Genomic DNA, 20,925 nt, shown 5'->3' with positions numbered 1-20,925 from the left:
CAGGCTTACATCTGCCAGGCCGCCCGGAGCTGCCATGGTCAGGCGGATGCTGTCGCCTGCGGCTCCCGGGTTCGGGAAGATGAGCTGTTGGAACACAGAGCCGCCGAGTAAACCTACCGGCATACTCAGGGTAGTGAAGTTTGTTTTAGAGCTGTCGATGTCATTGGTCGGATTCTGCACAGAGCAGAGGATACAACCAAGGGTGGTGCCGGAAACCTGGCTGGTTGGCACATTACAATCCGGAGAAGGAATAACCGGACCGGTCACTACTACGTCTACACGTACCCGTGCAGAAGAGCAGGCGCCTGGAACGCTTACGGCAGCGAAATAGCTGTAAGTGCCCGGATTATTAAACGGACCCACCACGAAGCTGGTACCAGTACCGGCGATGGTGGTAGTCGTAGAATCAGCGTACCAGTTAATTACCGCGCCCGGAACAGGTGAAGCGGTGAGCGTTGCCTGTTGGCCGGTTGCCACTACGACAGTGCCGGTCACCACTGGTGAAGCCGGAGCATTCACGATGCTTACCACAGCAGGTTTCAGTGCGCCTGCAGCGTTTTCACAACGGTTGGAGCCGGTAACGGCTACATAATAAGTATAGTTGCCAAGGGCCAGGCCGGTGACGGTGAGGTTACCAACGCTGTCTAATGCGTAGTGTACCGCGCCTTCTGTCAGGCCGTTGGTGATGGCGGTGGTTTTATTCGCGTCTTTATACCAGGTGAATACCGGGTTGGTAACCGTGGTAGAAGTAGGTTTCAGCACCGCAGTATTGCTAACGCAACCAAGGGTGGTATCTGCCAGGTTAATGTCTGCCGCGGTACCCAGTGTATTCACTGTAACTACAACGGGTATACGATCAGGGTTAGCGCAATTGTTGGTGCCTACCACCTGTGCCCAGTAAGTTATGGTACCAGGGGTATTGAGTACCGGCGTAGTAAACGGATTGCTGGTGCTCAGTACTGTAGTGGTAGTAGAATCCGCGAACCACTGGATGCTGGTGCCCGGTGCCACGGTAGCGGAAAGGGTGGCAGTGGAACCAAGGCAGGCTTTTACATTTCGTACCAGTGCGGTTGGGTTAGGGCTGATGATGCGTGCACCATATATATTGACGGTATTCAGCAGGTTCAGCGTGCCGGTCATTTTCACTTCCACGCGGTCGAAGGCGCCGACGGCAGGAATAGTCACATATCCCCTGGTAGAGGAAAGCAGTGAAATATGCAGCAGGCTGCCCAATGTGTCTCTTGTCACCACATTGGTGCCATTTGCTACCGTCAGCACTACGCCGCCCAGCAGGGAGACATTGGCCAGACCATCCGGGAATTCCAGATCAAACCGCACACTGTCTGTCGCTGCGCCTGGTTGCGGGAAGATGAGCTGTTCGAAAGCAGACCCACCCAGCAGACCGACCGGAACGCTCAGTTGTGAGAAGTTGGTCGGATCACTGTCCACCGCGTTGTTCGGATTGTTCACCGCACAAAGCACACAACCGAGGGTAGTGCCCCATGCGCTGGTGGTAGGCGCGTTACAGGAAACCGGAGCGCCGCCTGTTGTAACGGTGACATCTACACGAATTCTGGCGGAGGAGCAACCACCCGGCAGCCGTACGCCTACAAAGTAGGTATGTACTCCTGCTGTGGGGAATGATCCAATATTGTAAGACGGGCCGGTAGCAACCGGGGCCAGTGTAGTATCAGTGTACCATTCAATAGTGCCGGCAGGAGCGGAAGCAGTCAGCGTGATGGGTTGATTGACAACTGCAGAAACGCCGGTAGCCGTTACCGGAGGAACAGGGCTGGTACCGACAGTAACAGTAGCGGCAGCGAGTGCGCCGGCCTGGTTTTCACAATGGGTGCTGTCGGTGATACTAACATAGAAAGTAGTAGACGGAGCGGTAAGTCCGGTGATGGTGAGTTTGCCCGCAGCGTCTATGGCGTAGCTGATGGCCCCTTCTACCAGACCATTGGTGATCTGGGTGGTTTTATTAATGTCTTTGTACCATTTGAAGGTAGGTGTACCGGAAGGATTGGTAGCAGTAGGTGTAATGGTGGCGACATTTGCACAGACCGCCGTCGTAGGCGGTACAGTAATGTCGGCAGCAGCAGCGTATTTATTGACCTGGACTGTCACCAGTGCTTTCGCTGATTCAGAAGCGGAGCATGTTTTCAGCATGGCAGATACATAATACCGGAAAGAGCCGGCAGTAGCTCCCGAAGCGGTAAAGCTGGAACCAGTTCCCACAATGTTGGTTTGGGTAGAATCGTACCAGGTATAGTTATAATTGACATTATCAGGATTGCTTACATTCAGTACTACATCCGTACCGAGACAGGTGGTCTTAAGAACGCCGCCTGCAGAAACCGGGGCAGGGGACAAGCGTTGTATCTCATGTATATTTAATGCAGCAAGCGCACTGACAATTGCCCCGAATCTCACCTGAATATGGTCAAATGGTCCGCTTGAAGCAAACGAAAGCGTTTGTATGCTACCGGACCCTTGCAACAGATCCAGGCGAAGCAGATTGCTGTTGCCTGGAATACTATCAACGACGGTACCGCCATTATAGGTTAGAATGGTTATCGAATTTAATAGCTGAAGTGTCAGTAAAGTGCCTGGATTCGAGACGACGACCCTGACCGAGTCTCCGGTCTTGGACAATCCGGGGTAGATGGCAGTAATTTGCGCCTGTCCGGCAGCTGCCAGTGCAGTCTGCATGGTAGCATATGTAGAGATGTTGTTGTCTATTGCATTTTGCGCATTGGTAACTCCGCCTAATGAAGCGAGGCCCAGATCGGCTGTAGCACCGGTGAGCACATCAATAGGTGTGTTACAGGCTATAGTGCCGGTAGCAGGTTTATTATAATATGCAGCGTATACTTTCAGGCTTAACGCAGCAGAGAGCAACCCTGCGTCAATTGTTACGCGTACCCTATCGTATGCTGCTCCCGGTGCAGGAACGAACACTTCTGCCTGATTGCCGCTTATGAGGAGGTTCAGCAACGTCCCGGCAACATTGGCCGGAGTACCTACCGGTGTAGCACCGTTATACGCCTGTACCTTAATTGCACTTGCCAGGCCAAGAGACAGCAGTGTCCCGCCGGTACCGATTTTCACGATGGCGGGGTCAGTCGCTGAAGGAGTCTGGCCGGCGGGGAAGATCACTTCCTGGTAGATAGTTGCCAAAGCGGCGACGCCGGCATTGATCACCGATCCGGTTTGCAGAAAGTTGCCGGTGACGTCCCTGGCACTGTCAGGGTTAGCCACACTACAAATAAGGCAAAGGCCTGTGGCTGCATGCGCTTCGCTGTTCGCATATACACGTTGCGTCTGTGTTTGCGCCATGGCCGGCTGTGCTATCATCCCGAAGGTCATCAACAGTAACAGCAGGTTTCCCAATAATCGGGTATGCCTTTTGAAGAATAGTGACACGGGTGTGTTCAAGGCACTTTTTGCCCAGGATTGGGTGATAGGGGCAGCAATAAAAGGGCAATTAGGAGTAGTGTTTGAATGCATAGCACCAGATATTAAAATAAAACGATATTCATTTTTCAATGAATTACAAATTACTCTGGCGGCAGGATAGGTTACGACGTGGCTACATGACAATGATGGAAAAGTGAGGTGATAGATGTATCCCACTTTCAATCATATGTTAAAGGTTTGCAAAAGCGTTACGAATGTATAGTGAAGAAGGGGATAAAAGGTGGTTCATTTTAGTTCATTTTGAATGGTAGCGACCCTTTCATTCATTATCAAATTCAATCGTTCAGTTTGTTCATTTTGATGACGACGGTCACCTTTTTTATACCATGACATTTATTTCCGGCAGGCAGCAACCGGGCTGACGGGTAATTTTTTTTTATTTTTCTTCTGCTTGCCTTAGACACTCACCAAGAAAGGCCACCGGGGTTGACTTTCCATCTATCTAATTAATTTATACCTATATTATACATATCATAATAAATAATAAATAACACAAAAGTATCTTTATTATAAATTCTCATATATATAATCATTTTTAAAATTTCCTGTTCATTTTGTTCATTTTGCTTTTCATAAATCTAAACCGCTGACTCAGACGTACTTAATGAAGTATCGAAAATTCCTAATCCATTTATTGTCCCCTATGATTGATCTATCCTATGACTTCATCATGACACTGCAGAAAGAAGTATTGCGCAGATACGGTGTTGAAGTCATGTCATCGGCAGATTGCAAAAATCTGGCTCAGTCCATATTGGATAACACCACCAAACTGGTGAGTGAGACAACGCTCAAAAGGGTATTCGGATTTGCTGTTACACAACACAGCTTTTCGCGCTACACATTGAACACGCTCTCACAATATTGCCGGTTCAAGGACTGGGAAGATTTTCAGCAACATCATTATCAATTGCTCAACAGCGCCAGTCGCAGCAACCAGCAACTGGACACACGGAGATGGGATGAACTGAAAACCAAAGCGGATGCAGTATCCCACTACACTATCCTGACGCTTAAAAACCGTTCGGGAATAGCATTCCCGTTTACTGTTCCCCGGACGTTCTGTAATGCGCACATTGAGCGGTTCCTCGAAAGCGACTACGCTGCCACCGCCCTGATAGCCCCTTCAGGATGGGGCAAATCCGTGGCCCTGGTACACCTCGCCGAACACTTCTGGTTCTGCAGGGATGCCCGGTTTAAACACGACGTATGCTGGTTCATCCATGCACACGCCGCCGGCAGCCTGCTGCTTAAAGGCTTCTCCCTCGCCAATTGGCTGGACAACCAGATGGACCTCGGCAAAGGAGAAAACTTCCGCGAATACTTCTCCAGTCACTTTAATAATAAAGGTGGCCGGCTGATACTCATCATCGATGGCTTCGATGAAATCGCCGTTTCAGGAGATAAACTCAAACTATTATATACCAAGCTGGAAGACTTCGTTTATTCGAATGACCGCTACCCCTGGGTGAAAGTGATCCTTTCCATCCGCAGCAGCACCTGGTCAGAGATATTCCAGCATTCCCACCAATATCCGGCCTTCCGCCGGTACTGGTACCTGGGACCGGAAATGGACGAGGAAACAAACATCAACCTGCCTGCCCTCACGGAACAGGAAGTGAAGTCTGTGCTCTATAACCACCACTTTGACCCCTCCACCATCCGGATGTTCTCAGAGAGCTTCCTGCAGAAATTACGGAACCCGTATTACCTCCAGCTTTTCTGTCAGCTCAATACCGGACCAGACCAGAACTTTGTAGATGAACACCTCAGCCTGTTCGAGATCGTATCGCGGTTTGTACAGAACCGCGTCTTCAACTCACAAAGCAATGCCTTTAAAATAAAGATCATAGAAAAGCTGCTGGCACAACTCGACTATGGCCGCAGCGGCATCTATATCGACAAGAGCAAACTGCTTAATCAAAACGCCGATCTATTCCCTGCCTATAAGGAACTGCTGGCAGATAACATCCTTGCGGAAGAAAATCTCAGCCAGGAAATCATGTTCCACGTAAAAGTGCGCTTCGCCCATACGTTCCTGCTGGAATACTTCGTAGCGATGCGCTACCTCCAGCAAAGCAACCAGGAAATCAACGAAAACCTGCTGCGGAACATACTGGACCATCTGCCACAATCTCCTTACCGCATCGGGGTGTTCCGCTGGCTGCTCCGCTATGCGATCACCACCCGGCAAACGGAAGGCATCATCAAAATGTTCCATCTCCCGCTGGCAAACATCGAAAAATCACATCTGCTCGAATATCTCGTGCTTCATTATCAGCATGAAGGCAACAACCAGGTGGAACTGAAATCGATCTTCCCCGCAGGATTCTTCAAAAAGAACCCGCTCAACCAGATCATCAATGATGAATTCATGCACTTCCGCAAACGAAAAGTGCTGAATGCCCTGCTGGGACTGGCCGAAGCCCGGGAAGACAAACTCAAGATCCGCAACATGCTTTTCAGCATGGCATTGCTTCAGCTGGACGCAGAACAGTGCGAGCTGGAACTCAACAGCATCAAAAAGCTGTACAACGCAGATGAATTTGACGGAGAACTGTGGGTGACCCCTTACGAAATACTCCTCTTTATATATGAGTATCTCAAATTCGGTTTTGTGAACGAAGGCATCCGCGCCAAAATATACCAGTACCAACAGTATTGGGGCCATGCTTCCCGGCAGCAGATGTCTGTGGCACAGGAAATCGTATTCCGTAACATGGGCACCGCCTTCCTGCTGATGGAAGATTATGAGCACCTGCTCAACTTCACCCAGCGATTGTTCCAGGCATACCCGTCACTGCCTTACCGCAAAGCGGACTCCTTCCGCCTGATGCTGCTGCTATGGCAGGCGCAGGGACATCTGGGAATGGGCAATATCAAATCTGCGGAAAGGATCTGCCGGCACGCCGACCAGGTCATCAAAAAATACTCCTCCGACTATTTCAGCGGAAAACACCTGGAATCATTCCAGAAACTGCTGCATGCCACGGTATATTATAATGAACACGAGTTCCATAAAGCGATCCGTGTGGCCGAAATAGCCATTGAACATGCACAGAAACTGGACCTGAAAGTACTGGCGCTGATGAACTTCGCCCTGCTGAAGAACATTTACCGCGACCTGAACATGGACAAACAGATCACAGACACGCAACAACAAATAGAATTAATTCGCAACAGCACCTCCTTTAAACAGGCCATACCAAATTTTGCGAAGTGATTATGGCATAATTTTGCTTTATTGCATAGCATAATGGCCATTGATGAAAGTAAATATTCAGCGTCTACGCAATTGTTGCTCAATATACTGAGCCTGCTGACGTTGGCACCACTCGCACCTTTTATAAACCGGTTCCTCCCGCCCATTGTAGCGGGAGGCTTCCATATAGACCTGGCTGTGTCTTTCCTGATCAGCCTTCTGATAGTATTTGCCCTGAGATGGGTTTTCCGGCCTTTGATTATCCCCGCTTTCCTGGTGGTGTGCAGCGTGCTGCTGATCAACAAATATCGTGATGACTATACTTTCACGAATGTATTAAACGACTACAAAGGCATGGTGCAAGGCAACTGGGGCACCAAAGACAGCAAACAGCTGGACATCCTCAGCTTGTATCCTCGTCGTGTAGAAAGCTACCGCGACAAAACCGTGCGGGGCATCAGGGAAAAAGTCAACTACCAGGATTCCGTGGTCCGCAACTTCTCCGTGAAGCACTCACTGGACTTTTACGACGAGTATTTTTATAAATACGGGAAGATCACCCGTTTCCTGTCTCTCTTCCGCTATATCAACGGCAATTTTAAATATGTCCTGGATTCCCGTCGTGACGAATATTTCGCCACGCCGCAGGAAACGATCCAGAATGGCCTTGGTGGCGACTGTGACGATCACTCCATCCTGATGACCTCCTGTCTTCAATCCATTGGGGCCCGCTGCCGTATCGTACTGATCAAAGGGCACGCCTATCCTGAGCTGTACTGCGGCGACAAAGAAGATTTTGAGATCATGAAGCAGGCCATTATCACCCTGTTTCCCAAACCCGTGATCAAAGAACTCTATTACCACGAATTGAAAGGGGAGTACTGGATCAACCTGGATTATACCGCCAGACATCCAGGTGGACCTTACATGAATGATAAAGTTTATGGGTTGATTGAGCTCTGATCTTTAAATTTGCGCCATGAGTAAATATAGCCGTATCCGGAAGCACCATGGTTTTTTCAGGTTTAAACGGGATTTTGAACAATACAGCCTCCGCAAAGCCAAAAGCTATGAGCTGCTTCTACACTGGCTTCACAGCAAACTGAACCGTAGTCAGTTCCTGCTGCTGTCTGGTATTCTCGTGGGCTGCTCTGCCGGCCTGGCCGGAGTAGTGCTAAAAATGCTGGTACACTATATCCACTACATTATTACCTACAAGGTACACTTCAGTACCCAGGTGATCTTTTATGTTGTCTTTCCCTTTCTGGGGATTGTACTGACCACCCTGATCGTTATTTTCTTTTTCAAGGGCCAGTCCCGCAAAGGGATTCCGGCCATTCTGCACGAAATTGCGCAAAACTCCAGCCTTATCCCTCCGGTGAAAATGTATTCGCAGATACTGCAAAGCGCCGTCACCGTTGGCCTGGGCGGCTCTGCCGGGCTGGAAAGCCCTATTGCCGTTACCGGCGCGGCACTGGGCTCGAACTATGCCCGAACGTATTCCCTGGGGTACAAAGAGAGAACGTTGCTGCTTGCTGCTGGCGCTACAGCGGGTATTGCCTCTGCCTTTAACGCCCCCATCGCCGGGATGATGTTTGCCTTTGAAATTTTACTGACAGGCGTTGTGTTTTCCGATTTCATGCCATTGGTGGTGGCCGCCGTCTGCGGCAGCCTGTTATCGAAGATCATTCTCCAGGAAGAAGTGCTCTTTCATTTTGAATCACGCACCCCTTTCAACTATCATAACGTACCTTTTTATATTGTCCTCGGCCTGCTGTGCGGTTTTTACGCCCGTTACTTTGTGGTGTTATCGAAGAAAGTAGAACATTTCTTTAAGCACCTGCAATGGAGCGCGTTGCGTAAAGCCATGCTGGGTGGCGTATTGGTGTCCATCCTTTGCGTGGCGATGCCGCCGTTGTTCGGCGAGGGCTACACTGTCGTAAAATCATTGGCCGGAGGCCATGGCGAAACCATTCTGCAAAACAGTTTCTTCGGGTACTTCCCGCCACAAAGCTGGATGCTGCTGGTATTCACCGGTTGTGTATGCCTGCTGAAAGCGTTTGCTACTTCCATCACCATCCAGAGCGGCGGCAATGGGGGCAATTTTGCGCCCTCCCTTTTTGCCGGCGGGTTCCTGGGATTCTTTTTTGCGATGCTCTGTTCTCAGATAGGTTTCACTGATGTACCGGTCACCAATCTCGTAATTGTAGGCATGGCGGGCGTGATGGCGGGTGTGATGTATGCCCCCCTGACTGCCATTTTCCTGATTGCAGAATCCAGCTCCGGGTATGATTTGTTTATCCCCCTGATGATTGTTTCCACCACTTCGTACCTGATGGCCAAATGGTTTTCTCCTATCTCACCAGAACTTACCGAGCTGGCGAAAGAAGGTAAAGTCTTTACCAAAGCGCACGACAACAACATCCTGCTGATGCTGAAGATGCAGGACCTCGTGGAACAGGACATCCAGCGGGTGGATATCAGCAGCAGCCTGCGGGAGCTGATAGAACTCGTGAAAGACGGGCACCGTAATATCATTGCCGTTGTAAGCCAGCAGGACAAACTGGAAGGCATCATCACACTCGATGACATTCGTCCCATCATGTTCAGTCCGGACCTATATGATACCATCACGGTTAAGAAATTAATGAAAGCTCCGCCAGCAGTAGTATCTTTAAAAGACAACATTACACTGGTGCTCAAAAAATTTGATGAGGCACATGTTTGGAACTTGCCGGTAGTGCAGGACAAAAGGCTGATGGGGTTTGTTTCCAAATCACGTATACTGAATAAGTACCGGTTATTGTTACAGGAATATTCCGAAGGATAGACACATCAAAATATGGCGCGGGTATTAATCAATTTTGCACATCCTGCACTGGAAAAATCCAGGGTACATAAGCAGCTGCTGGCCACCATCAGGGGTATCAAGGGTATTACCATCAACGATTTGTATGAATGGTACCCGGACCTTGACATTGACGTGGCCAGGGAGCAGCAGTTGCTCGAAAAGCATGATATCATTCTCTTACAGCATCCTTTTTATTGGTATAGCGCTCCGGCCATTATCAAGCAGTGGCTGGACCTGGTGCTGGAGCACGGCTGGGCATACGGACATACCGGCAAAGCTCTGCAGGGAAAGTATTTCGGCAATGTGATTTCTACCGGAAGCTCAGAAAGAAACTATCAGCCTGAAGGCATCCATCAGTATCCGGTACATCAGTTTCTGCTGCCGTATTCACAGACCGCTGCATTGTGCAACATGCAATATGCCGCTCCTTATGTGATTTACGGCGTACACCGCATGGACATAGAAGATATACGTACGGCTGCGGAGCAATACCGTCATATGCTGGAGTTGCTGCGCGACGACAAGATAGATCCGGCAGCCCTGCCACGGCTGACTTACATGAACGAGGCATTACAACTTCCATCCCAAACCCGCTCCATATGAACCAACATTCGCTGCTATTTCAGTCAATGGTATACCTCGCCGCCGCCATTGTGTTTGTGCCGCTCGCCAAGAAAATGGGGCTGGGCGCCGTATTGGGCTACCTGATAGCCGGCGTGATCATTGGTCCGTCTGTCATGGGCTTCATTGGCAAAGAGGGAGAAGACATTATGCATTTCGCCGAGTTTGGCGTGGTGATGATGTTGTTTCTTATCGGGATGGAGCTGGAACCGACATTGTTATGGCGGTTACGGACATCCATTCTGGGGCTGGGAGGGCTCCAGGTACTGGGCAGCGCCGCTGCCATCGCCGGTCTGGCTTACCTGCTGGGACAGCCATTCAACGCTTCACTGGCGTTGGGTATGATCCTGTCATTGTCATCAACCGCTATTGTGTTGCAAACGCTCAATGAAAAAGGGTGGATGGGCACTGCCGCGGGGCAGAGCGCCTTTTCCGTGTTGTTGTTCCAGGACATCGCGGTTATCCCGATGCTGGCCATTTTCCCGCTGCTGGCCAGTGGCGCCGCTAATACTGCCGATCTGCATGAATCGTCGTTGCGTGACAATCTTCCGGCATGGGGACAAACACTTGTTGTACTGGGGGCTGTAGCATCTATTATTATTGCCGGCCGTTATCTTGTCAATCCGCTGATGCGTATCATTGCCCGCACGCGTGTAAGGGAGCTGTTTACCGCCATGGCCCTGTTAATGGTGGTGGCTATTGCCGTGCTAATGAACCTGGTAGGCTTAAGTTCCGCGCTGGGTGCTTTTCTGGGCGGTGTAGTGCTCGCCAACAGTGAATACCGTCATGAGCTGGAAAGTGACATAGAGCCATTCAAAGGTTTGTTGCTGGGACTATTTTTCATTGCTGTAGGCGCTTCCATTGATTTTACCCTTATCATGGAAGAACCGTTGTTGATATTTGGGCTTGTGCTGGGCCTGATGTTGATCAAAGCGGCGGTGTTGATGATATTGGGGAAAGTATTCAAACTAAGTACAGACCAGAACCTGCTGTTTGCTTTTGCGTTGGCCGACATTGGTGAATTTGCCTTTGTGCTGCTGGCTTTCAGCAACCAGGTGAGATTGATCGATGCCAGGCTTTCCGCGATGCTGACCGCTATTGTGGCCATCAGTATGGCGTTGACGCCGCTGATTATGTTATTGTATGAGAAAGTGGTACAGCCGCGGTTTACCCGTCAGATACCGAAGCAGGATGAGCGGTCTTCCGATGAAATACATGAAAAGAACCCGGTGATTATTGCAGGCTTTGGGCGCTTCGGTAGTATGACCGGGCGTTTCCTGCGGGCTAACGGCATCAAATGTACCATCCTTGATATGGATTCCGACAGGGTGGACGCCCTACATAACCTGGGCATTAAAGTATATTATGGCGATGCCTCCCGGTACGACCTGCTGGCGGCAGCCGGCGCTGCCGACGCCAAACTGCTGATTGTGGCTACTGATCAATATGAGCAGACACGCCAGATCGTGGAACTGGCCCAGAAATATTTTCCGCATTTGCAGCTGCTGGTGAGAGCGCAGCAGGTGGAAGACAGTTTTGAGCTGATGGACCTGGGCGTGTTGCATATTTACCGCGAAACGGTGGACACCTCACTGCGCATGGGCGCTGATGCCCTCCGAATGCTCGGTGCACGTGCCTATCACAGCGAAAGGGCGGCGCGGACCTTCTTCCGGCAGGATGAACGGACGCTGAAAGGCTTATCGGCTACGCGCGACGATAAAAAACAATACCTCATCAGTATGCGGGAGCGTATCGAAGAGATGGAGAAACTCATTGCCTCTGACCGTATCAAGACCTGGCTGGACGAAGGGCAGGGCTGGGACCCGGAATCTGTCCGGGATGAAGTTCGCGGTGAAGCAGAAAGCTGATTATTGGATGTGGTGGATGATCAGTTCCGCCACATGGTGCAACAATTCGACGTCTACCGGGCGGCTATGGTCGTGCATGGGCTTATCGGAAATGGCCCGCACGTAACCTTCTTCATCGGGCTCAAAACTAATTTCGTGTTCAGCGATGACGACTTTATATATGGTTTTGTAAGTCTGGTGTACGGTGTTCACTTCCAGAATATGAGGGTGGCCCTTATATTCAAATTTAAGCGTGAAGGTATCTGCTGCCATTGGTTACTGCCGTTGTAGGGCTCAGGCTTCTTTTTCGCTGTGCTGCTGATGATAATAACGTTTGATCCTGTTTTTTTCATCGCGGGAAAGCTGATGAATGAACCACAGGGAAAAATAAGCCAGTCCGCTAATGATAAATATGTATCCTATGAATCCCAGCGTGTGGAAAATCCGAAACCACATCCAGTCATTCGTGTAGGCGTACTGTGCTAAGATAGCTAAAATCACACCTGCCAGCATCAGAACAATTGCTATTTTTTTCATCGGGGGTAAAATTTGGGATAAAGAATACGATCTGCGGAATCACGCGACAAACAAAATGCCATTACCATATCTACGGTACAACAACGACATACGGATGTTGTTCATGCAGATATTTTTCTACATAACGTATACGCTATAACGAAGGAGTGGGGAATATTGTTACAGTTGCAGGCGGATATGTAACTTATTCAGTCCTTTTACCACAAATAACATGGCTACTGCGAAACACATACACCATATAATGCCAGGCAGGCCCTGCTCTAAAACAGCCGGTAGCCTTAGTCCCAATGCTATCATTCCGAAATACACAATATCCGGCAGAATATAGGTGAGCAGCGGATTAGACCCCGCAGGCCTAAAGAAGGAAGTCCATCTGCTGAAATGTTTTACATCTATCAAAAAATACAAAAGTGAAAAAACGGCCACACAAATAGCCGCACAGTACAGGCTCCAGCTGGGTGTAGCCTGGATCTTGGACAATTTATAGGCTGGCCTCAACCAGGCACCGGCGATCAACAACACCGCACAAAATCCTGTAACCCTTGATATCAGGCGGCTGCCGGTCAGCCCCAGGTCTTCATCAAAATAAAACAAAGTCAACAGCATACCGCACAACACAATGGCCGTATGTGCTGCATTACCGCCCTGCGATGCCAGCCAGCTCCATTCGCTTTTTTGGGCAAAAGGTTGTCTGCATACAATATAATAGCCGATACACACCGCGATCATCAGGAAGATAGCACTGTGGTTTCCTTTAAAGAGCTGATAAATGATGCAGGCATAGAGGTATGCCCAACCGATCAATCCCAGTATGCCCCACCACTGCGGCGTGAGATAATGCGTTCCATCATCGCCGCCTCGGAAAATCACTGCCAGTACGATCAGGACAACGGCACCGATGCCTTTCATCATCCAGCTGATCCATTTTTGTTTAAAAGTGTACACATTCCACACCAGTATCACACTGCCGTAAAACAACAGCGCCCACAACGCCCTGCTGATACCTGTTGCCGAAGGGTTGAGATCACCGGTGTTTACCATAAATACCCCCAGCACCAATAGTCCCAGCGTGCGCCACAGGATATGTTTCTGCAACTGCCAGAAGCTGTCGCCTTTATTCAGCCGGCTATTGATAGCGAAAGGGATGGACATGCCCACGATAAAGAGGAAGGCGGGGAACACCACGTCCACAAAGGTCATCCTGTCTTCATCAGCGTGTGCGTGCTGCATCCAGGAAGGGATACCGTCAACACCGGCAACGCTGTTGACAAAAATCATTACCAAAATAGTGATTCCGCGGAAAGCATCGATAGACAGAATACGGCCGGTGGAGAGTTTATTGATCATAGGGGAAAAGTGGTTGACTATCTTCCAAAGTACAATATAAAACTGACAGTATTAAGCCTATTTTAATCGGCCGCTGGTCAAAAAAATTTATCTTTCCGGCCATAAACCAATTCACACTTATGAGGAAATACCTGCTCACAGGCGTCAGCATCGCTGGCATCGCATGCATCGCCGCCTGCAACCAGGGTCAGTCGACGGCCGATAAACAACAGGCCACTCCCGACATCCTGGCTGCCAACATAGACAGCACCGTCAACCCCGGACAAGATTACTTTGATTATGTCAACGGCGGGTGGATCAAACGTAACCCTATCCCTGCGGAATACAGCTCCTGGGGCATTGGTAACCTGGTACAGGAAGAGCTGTACAAACGTCTTCGTCTCATCAATGAACAGGCTGTGGAAAAACCGGGCGATGATATTTCCCGTAAAATCGCGGCCTTCTGGAAAAGCGGAATGGACTCCGTTGCCATCAACGCAGCAGGTATTAAACCTATCGAGGCCGACCTCAAAGCCATCGATGCCGTTAGCAACACACAGGAGCTGGTAGCCCTGGCCGCACAGCAGAACATCTTCACCAACGCCATGTGCAGCCCGTACATCGCGCAGGATGCCAAGAACAGTGAAGCCATGGCGCTGCAGTTTTACCAGGGCGGTCTTGGTTTACCTAACCGTGATTATTACTTCAACACCGACGAACGCACCACAAAAATAAGGCAGGCTTACCCTGCGCATATCGCGAAGATGCTGCAGTTCACCGGCATGGACAGTACCGCTGCCAAAGCTGCTGCTGCCAGCGTAGTACAGCTGGAAACCATACTGGCCAAGTCGAGCCGCAAACTGGCCGACCTCCGCGATCCCGAAGCCAACTATCATAAAATGGCCGTTTCCCAGCTGAATAAAATAGCCGGCAACATTGACTGGGCGGCCTTTATCAAACAACAAGGCATTAACAGTCACGCAGATACGATTATTGTTGGTCAGCCGGAATTCTATACCGCCCTTAGCAACGCCATCAAATCGCAGCCGCTGGACGCATGGAAGAACTATCTCAAATGGCACCTGATCAATAGCACCGCTTCTGCTCTCAGCGATAACATTGCCTCCACTGACTTCGCTTTCTACGGCACGTTGTTAAAAGGACAGGAGAAACAGAAGCCACGCTGGAAACGTGTGCTCGACGCTGAAGAGGGTGCTATGGGCGAAGCACTTGGCCAGCTGTTCGTAAAAGAATTCTTCAACGCTACCGCGAAAAAAAGATATGAGACCCTCGTGGAAGATATTCGCGGCGCACTTAAAACACGTATCGAAAACCTTACCTGGATGAGCGACAGCACAAAGCAGAAAGCGCTGTACAAACTGTCTAAAATCACCAAGAAAGTAGGTTACCCGGATAAATGGAAAGACTTCTCCGCCATGGCCATCAAGGACCAATCATACGCTGAGAATGCAAGAGCAGCGCAGCAATGGTGGCACAACTACCAGGTCAGCAAGCTGGGCAAACCGGTAGACCGTACCGAATGGGACATGACACCGCAGACATATAACGCCTACTACAATCCCAGCAACAACGAAATTGTACTGCCAGCAGGCATCTTCACCGTTCCCGGCAAACGTGACGAAGAGCTCGACGATGCACTCGTATATGGTTATGCCGGCGCTTCCACCATTGGCCACGAAATTACCCATGGCTTTGATGACGAAGGCCGCCAGTTTGACGCAGAAGGCAACCTGAAAAGCTGGTGGACCAAAGAAGACGAAGCGAAATTCAATCAGCGTGCAGCCGTGATGGTGAAACAGTTCAACTCCTACCTGGTGGTGGACACCCTGCACATTAACGGTAAAGCCACGCTCGGCGAAAATATCGCAGACCTTGGCGGTATCCTGCTGGGATGGGACGCATTCCAGAAAACAGCACAGTTTAAAAAGAATGAACCTATCTCTGGTTATTCTCCCGCACAACGCTACTTCATGGGTTATTCCCTCGGTTGGCTGAGCCATACCAAAAAAGAAGAACTGGCCAGGAGAGTGCTCGTTGATGTGCATTCACCTGCCAAATTCAGGGTGAACGGACCTTTCAGCGATGTAGACGCTTTCTATAAAGTGTACAACCTGAAAGAAGGTGATGGCATGTGGAGAGCGGACAGTTCACGGGTACGCATCTGGTAATATCATTTTATACATTTCAAAAACCTGATTGGGATTCCTTTCCAGTCAGGTTTTTTATTTGTCTGAAAGCCGTCACCCTACATATTGCGCGAACTATTGCCTATCTTGGGAGCATATTTTTGAATTGGATTGCTAAATTAACTTTGGAGCTATAGAGAAATGGGACGTTCATTTAATCATGAGCGACGGAAACCGGTCGCGCACTTTTTTACCATTGCTATTATTGGGGTATTTGCTACTTGTGCCAGTATCAAAAACATATCGGCGCAAACTTTTTCAGAAGCCTTCAAACCATTTACCGGCACGCCCCGCCACTATGTATGTTATCATACATCCGACAGTGTGGCCATTGATGGCCGGTTGTCGGAAAAAGCGTGGAGCCAGGTGCCCTGGACAGACGATTTCACCGATATTGAAGGAGATGCCAAACCCGCGCCACCGCTTCGCACCCGCGTAAAAATGATGTGGGACCAGCACTACCTTTACATTGCGGCGGTGATGCAGGAACCGCACATATGGGCCACTCTTAAAGAGCATGATGCAATCATATTTCAGGACAATGATTTTGAAGTGTTTATTGATCCCGATGGTGACACACATCAGTATTTTGAGCTGGAAATCAACGCTTACAATACTGTTATGGACCTGTTTATGAACAAACCATACCGACATGGTGGCAACGCATTGCTCAACTGGGATACTAAAGGACTTAAGACCGCCGTTCATATTAACGGCACCCTCAATCAACCCAACGACAAAGACCAGGAATGGACCGTGGAAATGGCCATACCGTTTAATGCGTTGCGTTTCTTCAACGATGTGCAACGCCCTTCCGATGGCAGCACCTGGCGTATCAATTTTTCCCGGGTGGAATGGGACACCAATATAAAAGACGGCCGGTATGTGAAGCTGAAAAAGCCGGAAAACAACTGGGTATGGTCTCCGCAGGAAATCATCAACATGCATGCCCCTGAAAGGTGGGGATACCTGCAGTTCAGCACACAACCCACCAGCGAAGCAACCGCTCCATTCCGGATGCCGGTCGCCGAACCGGCCAAACGCCTGCTGTGGCATGTCTTCCATGAGCAGATGCGTTACCAGAAGCAGCACGGCAAATTTGCCGCCAACCTTGAAGAGCTGAAAGTGCCTGCCAGTCAAACTGCCGCCGATGGCGTTACTTACACACTGCTGCTGGAAGGCATTAGCTCCCAGTTTACCGCCTCCGTCAAAGGCGGCAAATTAGACGGTACGATTTATATTAATCAGGAAGGTCGTACCTATACTAACAGAAAATAACGGTTATGAATAAACGTAAATTCATCAAAGCAATGGGACTGGGCAGTCTGGCGCTGGCAAAACCGGCACTGCCCGTGATGGCGGCCGGTGCAACAGGGCAGCCGCAGTCCATGGAAAAAATAGGGATACAGCACCGGGTATGGATCAATCCAGATCCGAAGGAGAAAGCAGCCGATCTGCAAAAACGTTATGCCACTTACCGCAAAGCGGGCATCACGGACCTTTTCTTTGAGGCAGACAGCGAAGTACACTTTAAAGCGGCCAAAGACGCCGGCATTAAAGCGCACCGCTGGATGTGGACGATGAACCGCGGCGAGAAAGAGCTGCTGGCGAGTCATCCCGAATGGTATGCTGTAAACCGCAAAGGGGAATCCTGCTCCAATCATCCGCCGTATGTGGATTACTACCGCTGGTTATGCCCCAGCAAACCCGAAGTGGTCAACTATCTGAAGTCGCAGGTAGAACAGGCGCTGTCCAAAAACTATGTAGATGGTATCCACCTGGATTATGTTCGTTTCTGCGACGTGATACTGCCGGTAAACCTCTGGAGCAAATACGGCATCGACCAGTCGAAGGAGTTACCGGAGTACGATTTCTGCTATTGCCAGGATTGCCGCAGCGCCTACAAATCCGCTTATGGCAAAGATCCGCTGGAGATAGAGCATCCTGATCAAAGCCCTTCCTGGCGTAAATTCCGCTATGACCGTATCACCAACGTGGTAAAGAATCTGGCGCAGGTAGCCCGGCAACATAAAAAGCCTATTTCCGCCGCTGTGTTTCCGACGCCTGAAATTGCCAAACGTATTGTACGGCAGGACTGGACCAACTGGCCGTTGAATGCTGTTATGCCGATGATCTACCATGGTTTCTACCGGGAAAACATCACCTGGATAGGGGACGCGGTGGCCGAGGGGGTAAAAACCCTGCATGGTGCCTTCCCGTTGTATGCCGGGTTGTTCCTCCCTGATTTCAATAATAACTACGGTGATCTGCGCGAAGCCGTGAAACTGGCCATAGACAATGGAGCAGCAGGAGTATCCATTTTCGGCAGCATGACGCCGGAAGTATTACAGGTATTAGGAGAAAGCGTATAAAATAAATGCATAAAAAAACGGGCTGTTTAATTTCTTAAACAGCCCGCTTCTTTTTTGCAGTATGCTTACAGATTGTTGGCAGGTCTGTCTGCAACCGCTTTACCAAAATTGACATTAGGTTTGTTACCCATGGTCACCACCATCGTACCACCTTTTACAAGGTCCTGGTGTGTGATGAAGCTCTTCGTATATGGCTTCCCGTTAAGCGTAACGCTCTGTATATAAATATTCTCTTTGCTATTGTTGATGGTTTGTACGGTAAACGTTTTACCGCCCTGCAGTTTCACCGTTGCTTTGTCAAACAGCGGACTCCCCATCACGTACACGCCATTGGCGGGATTTACCGGGTAGAAGCCTAGGGAAGAAAACACATACCAGGAAGACATTGCGCCACAGTCTTCATTACCGGCAAGGCCTTCCGGCTGGTCGAAGTAGAAATCCTTCATCACCTGTCTTACTTTCTCTGCTGTTTTCCACTGGTTGCCGGCGAAAGCGTACATGTACGTTACGTGATGGCTGGGCTCATTACCATGAGCATACATGCCGATCAGGCCGGAGATATCGTTGGATGCCTCTGCGCCCATATCTCCCTTCGCTGTGAAGAGGCTGTCCAGTTTGCGGGTAAAAGCTTCGTCGCCTCCCATCAGGCTGATCAGTCCTTCCACGTCCTGTGGCACCAGCCAGGTGTATTGCCAGCCGTTACCTTCGGTGAAGTCGCCTTTCTCGTGGATAGAGTTGAACGGATCATATGGTGTTTTAAAGCTGCCGTCGCTCATACGCGGACGTACAAACTTAATGGTACTGTCGAAGTAGTTTTTATAGTAGGCGGCGCGTTTTTTATAGTATTCGTAGTCTTCCGTTTTGCCCATTTTTTTAGCCATAGCAGCGATGCACCAGTCATCGATAGCATATTCCAGGGCTTTGGACACTGATTCATATTCTTTATCAGCCGGGATATAACCTCTTTCTTTTACGTATTTAACACCGAGGTCATCGCGCATGGAAGTAGCTTTCATGGCTGCAAAAGCATCTTCTGCATTAAAGCCGGTGAATCCTTTAAGATAGGCGTCAACGATAGGAGGCACTGCATGATAGCCTACCATACAGTTGGTTTCGCTACCCATGAGCGGCCACACCGGCAGTTTGCCCTGTTGTTTGTGTATAGTGATCATGGAGTTCACGAAGCTGTTCACTTTCTCCGGGTGCAGGATAGTGCTCAACGGAGTGGCAGAGCGGTAGATATCCCACAGGGAGAATACGGAATAGTTATCGAAGCCCGGGTTAGGGTATACTTTTTTGTCTGTACCGCGGTAGCTGCCATCATGATCGTTGAAGAGGGCAGGGTCTATCATGGTATGATAGAGTGCGGTGTAGAATACGCGGCGGGCCGCTTCATCTTTTGTTTGAATATCTACCTTAGACAGTTCTTTGTCCCATTTGGCGTTGGCGCTGTTCACCACTTTGGCGAAGTCCCAGCCCTGCATTTCCGCGTTGATGTTGGCCAATGCATTAGCGCTGCTGACAGGGGAGATGCCTACTTTCAGCATTACCTGTCCCGGTGATTTTTCAAAGGAGATGACTCCTTTTACAGCTTTCCCTTTCAGGGAAACGCCTGTTTGCTTGTTATCGCCCTCGAAGACCTGGAATTGTTTTACCGGCACATTGGATTTAATGGTGAACCATACGCGCTGGTCTTCCGCCCATCCTTTGGAGTAGCGGTATCCTTCGAGGGTATAGTCATCTACTTTACGGATGAATGTTTCCACTGGGGCGTCCCAGCCGATACCTTCCTTCAGGTCGATGATGATATTGGCCGGTTCGTTTTTCGGGAAAGTATATTTATGCAGCGCTACCCTTTCGGAGGCTGTCAGTTCCACATCGATGTTATAGTCGTCGAGTTTTACCGCGTAATATCCCGGGCGGGCTTTTTCGCGGGCATGTGAATAATGGGAGCCGTAGCCGGAAGCAGGATTTTCCTGGGTGCCGCGGTTAGTGCGGATTTTCCCTGTGTAGGGCATGATCAGCACATCGCCAAGGTCGCCGATGCCGGTGCCGCTCAGGTGCATCTGAGAGAAGCCGATGACAACACTATCAGAGTAGTGATAGCCGGAGCACCAGTCCCATCCTTTAACAATATTGGTGGGGCCTGCCTGTACCGCGCCATAGGGCACGCTGGCACCTACAAATACGTGGCCATGGCCACCAGAGCCGATGTAAGGGTCTACCGCCGCTACCGATCTGCTTTCGATGAAGCCTTTGGCGGGCTTTGCCTGTTTTGCCTGCGCCGATGCCTGCGTGCCGTTGAGCATCAGGGCTGACAAGGTCAGCGCCCCACCGATCCTAAATCCCATATTCATAACTAAATCCTTTTAGCAAGCTAATATACGCGGTCAGGACAACTTTTCAAGCACTTTTTTTGTGAACGGGAGGTTATTGACGGCGATGCCTCAAAATCAGGAAGGCCGGCAATCATACCGGCCTT

At 49.8% G+C, this 20,925-nt stretch carries 13 protein-coding genes; 8 read left to right on the top strand and 5 right to left on the bottom strand.

Features of this window, described 5'->3' with window-relative positions; all coding sequences use genetic code 11:
• Positions 1–3,393: hypothetical protein (locus ACTJJS_RS16080; protein WP_440664452.1), on the bottom strand; the 3,393-nt coding region annotated here is incomplete at its 3' end.
• A 730-nt stretch (positions 3,394–4,123) separates the two neighbouring features.
• On the opposite strand from ACTJJS_RS16080, the gene ACTJJS_RS16075 reads away from it, so the two are divergent.
• The 5 genes from ACTJJS_RS16075 to ACTJJS_RS16055 are packed head-to-tail and all read left to right on the top strand — an operon-like array spanning position 4,124 to position 12,022.
• A complete protein-coding gene (locus ACTJJS_RS16075) occupies positions 4,124–6,703 on the top strand; it encodes a hypothetical protein (RefSeq protein ID WP_440664451.1) in 2,580 nt (859 codons plus the stop codon).
• Positions 6,704–6,724: 21 nt separating this feature from the next.
• On the top strand, positions 6,725–7,645 hold the full coding sequence (locus ACTJJS_RS16070; RefSeq protein ID WP_440664450.1) for a transglutaminase domain-containing protein: 921 nt from the start codon (positions 6,725–6,727) through the stop codon (positions 7,643–7,645).
• A gap of 16 nt (positions 7,646–7,661) precedes the next feature.
• Positions 7,662–9,512 carry a chloride channel protein gene (locus ACTJJS_RS16065; RefSeq protein ID WP_343744526.1) on the top strand — a complete coding sequence of 617 codons (1,851 nt, stop codon included), beginning with the start codon at positions 7,662–7,664 and terminating at the stop codon, positions 9,510–9,512.
• Positions 9,513–9,524: 12 nt separating this feature from the next.
• A complete protein-coding gene (kefF, locus tag ACTJJS_RS16060) occupies positions 9,525–10,136 on the top strand; it encodes a glutathione-regulated potassium-efflux system oxidoreductase KefF (protein ID WP_440664449.1) in 612 nt (203 codons plus the stop codon).
• Positions 10,133–12,022, top strand: coding sequence for a monovalent cation:proton antiporter-2 (CPA2) family protein (locus tag ACTJJS_RS16055; RefSeq protein ID WP_168870668.1), 1,890 nt, complete (start codon positions 10,133–10,135; stop codon positions 12,020–12,022). The genes kefF and ACTJJS_RS16055 overlap by 4 nt, the downstream gene beginning before the upstream one ends.
• On the opposite strand, the gene ACTJJS_RS16050 is transcribed toward ACTJJS_RS16055, so the two are convergent.
• The 3 genes from ACTJJS_RS16050 to ACTJJS_RS16040 form a co-directional block, all read right to left on the bottom strand.
• On the bottom strand, positions 12,023–12,274 hold the full coding sequence (locus tag ACTJJS_RS16050; protein WP_440664448.1) for a hypothetical protein: 252 nt from the start codon (positions 12,272–12,274) through the stop codon (positions 12,023–12,025).
• A 21-nt stretch (positions 12,275–12,295) separates the two neighbouring features.
• Positions 12,296–12,538 carry a hypothetical protein gene (locus tag ACTJJS_RS16045; RefSeq protein ID WP_168870670.1) on the bottom strand — a complete coding sequence of 81 codons (243 nt, stop codon included), beginning with the start codon at positions 12,536–12,538 and terminating at the stop codon, positions 12,296–12,298.
• 159 nt (positions 12,539–12,697) lie between these two features.
• Positions 12,698–13,885 (bottom strand): DUF5009 domain-containing protein, encoded by a 1,188-nt coding sequence (locus tag ACTJJS_RS16040; protein ID WP_440664447.1) that lies wholly within the window; start codon positions 13,883–13,885, stop codon positions 12,698–12,700.
• 119 nt (positions 13,886–14,004) lie between these two features.
• On the opposite strand from ACTJJS_RS16040, the gene ACTJJS_RS16035 reads away from it, so the two are divergent.
• From ACTJJS_RS16035 to ACTJJS_RS16025, 3 genes are all read left to right on the top strand, one after another.
• Positions 14,005–16,053: a M13 family metallopeptidase gene (locus ACTJJS_RS16035; RefSeq protein WP_440664446.1), complete on the top strand. Its 2,049-nt coding sequence runs from the start codon at positions 14,005–14,007 to the stop codon at positions 16,051–16,053.
• A 159-nt stretch (positions 16,054–16,212) separates the two neighbouring features.
• Complete coding sequence (locus ACTJJS_RS16030; protein ID WP_440664445.1) at positions 16,213–17,349, top strand: carbohydrate-binding family 9-like protein; 1,137 nt, start codon at positions 16,213–16,215, stop codon at positions 17,347–17,349.
• Positions 17,350–17,354: 5 nt separating this feature from the next.
• A complete protein-coding gene (locus ACTJJS_RS16025; protein ID WP_440664444.1) occupies positions 17,355–18,443 on the top strand; it encodes a family 10 glycosylhydrolase in 1,089 nt (362 codons plus the stop codon).
• A 65-nt stretch (positions 18,444–18,508) separates the two neighbouring features.
• Here ACTJJS_RS16025 and ACTJJS_RS16020 read toward each other — a convergent pair whose 3' ends face one another.
• Complete coding sequence (locus ACTJJS_RS16020) at positions 18,509–20,800, bottom strand: GH92 family glycosyl hydrolase (RefSeq protein ID WP_440664443.1); 2,292 nt, start codon at positions 20,798–20,800, stop codon at positions 18,509–18,511.
• Between the last annotated feature and the right edge of the window lie 125 nt (positions 20,801–20,925).

Source organism: Chitinophaga sp. 22308, from assembly GCF_052045305.1.
In the GTDB taxonomy this organism is placed as follows: domain Bacteria; phylum Bacteroidota; class Bacteroidia; order Chitinophagales; family Chitinophagaceae; genus Chitinophaga; species Chitinophaga varians_A.
Note: the sequence above shows the minus strand (reverse complement) of the source record. Positions and strands in the feature narration are given on the sequence as shown.

Excerpts from the sequence above, each read along its gene's own strand:
- ACTJJS_RS16075 (WP_440664451.1), top strand. The coding sequence starts at position 4,124 with ATGATTGATCTATCCTATGACTTCATCATGACACTGCAGAAAGAAGTA.
- ACTJJS_RS16065 (WP_343744526.1), top strand. The coding sequence starts at position 7,662 with ATGAGTAAATATAGCCGTATCCGGAAGCACCATGGTTTTTTCAGGTTT.
- kefF (WP_440664449.1), top strand. The coding sequence starts at position 9,525 with ATGGCGCGGGTATTAATCAATTTTGCACATCCTGCACTGGAAAAATCC.
- ACTJJS_RS16055 (WP_168870668.1), top strand. The coding sequence starts at position 10,133 with ATGAACCAACATTCGCTGCTATTTCAGTCAATGGTATACCTCGCCGCC.
- ACTJJS_RS16050 (WP_440664448.1), bottom strand. The coding sequence starts at position 12,274 with ATGGCAGCAGATACCTTCACGCTTAAATTTGAATATAAGGGCCACCCT.
- ACTJJS_RS16045 (WP_168870670.1), bottom strand. The coding sequence starts at position 12,538 with ATGAAAAAAATAGCAATTGTTCTGATGCTGGCAGGTGTGATTTTAGCT.
- ACTJJS_RS16040 (WP_440664447.1), bottom strand. The coding sequence starts at position 13,885 with ATGATCAATAAACTCTCCACCGGCCGTATTCTGTCTATCGATGCTTTC.
- ACTJJS_RS16035 (WP_440664446.1), top strand. The coding sequence starts at position 14,005 with ATGAGGAAATACCTGCTCACAGGCGTCAGCATCGCTGGCATCGCATGC.
- ACTJJS_RS16030 (WP_440664445.1), top strand. The coding sequence starts at position 16,213 with ATGGGACGTTCATTTAATCATGAGCGACGGAAACCGGTCGCGCACTTT.
- ACTJJS_RS16025 (WP_440664444.1), top strand. The coding sequence starts at position 17,355 with ATGAATAAACGTAAATTCATCAAAGCAATGGGACTGGGCAGTCTGGCG.
- ACTJJS_RS16020 (WP_440664443.1), bottom strand. The coding sequence starts at position 20,800 with ATGAATATGGGATTTAGGATCGGTGGGGCGCTGACCTTGTCAGCCCTG.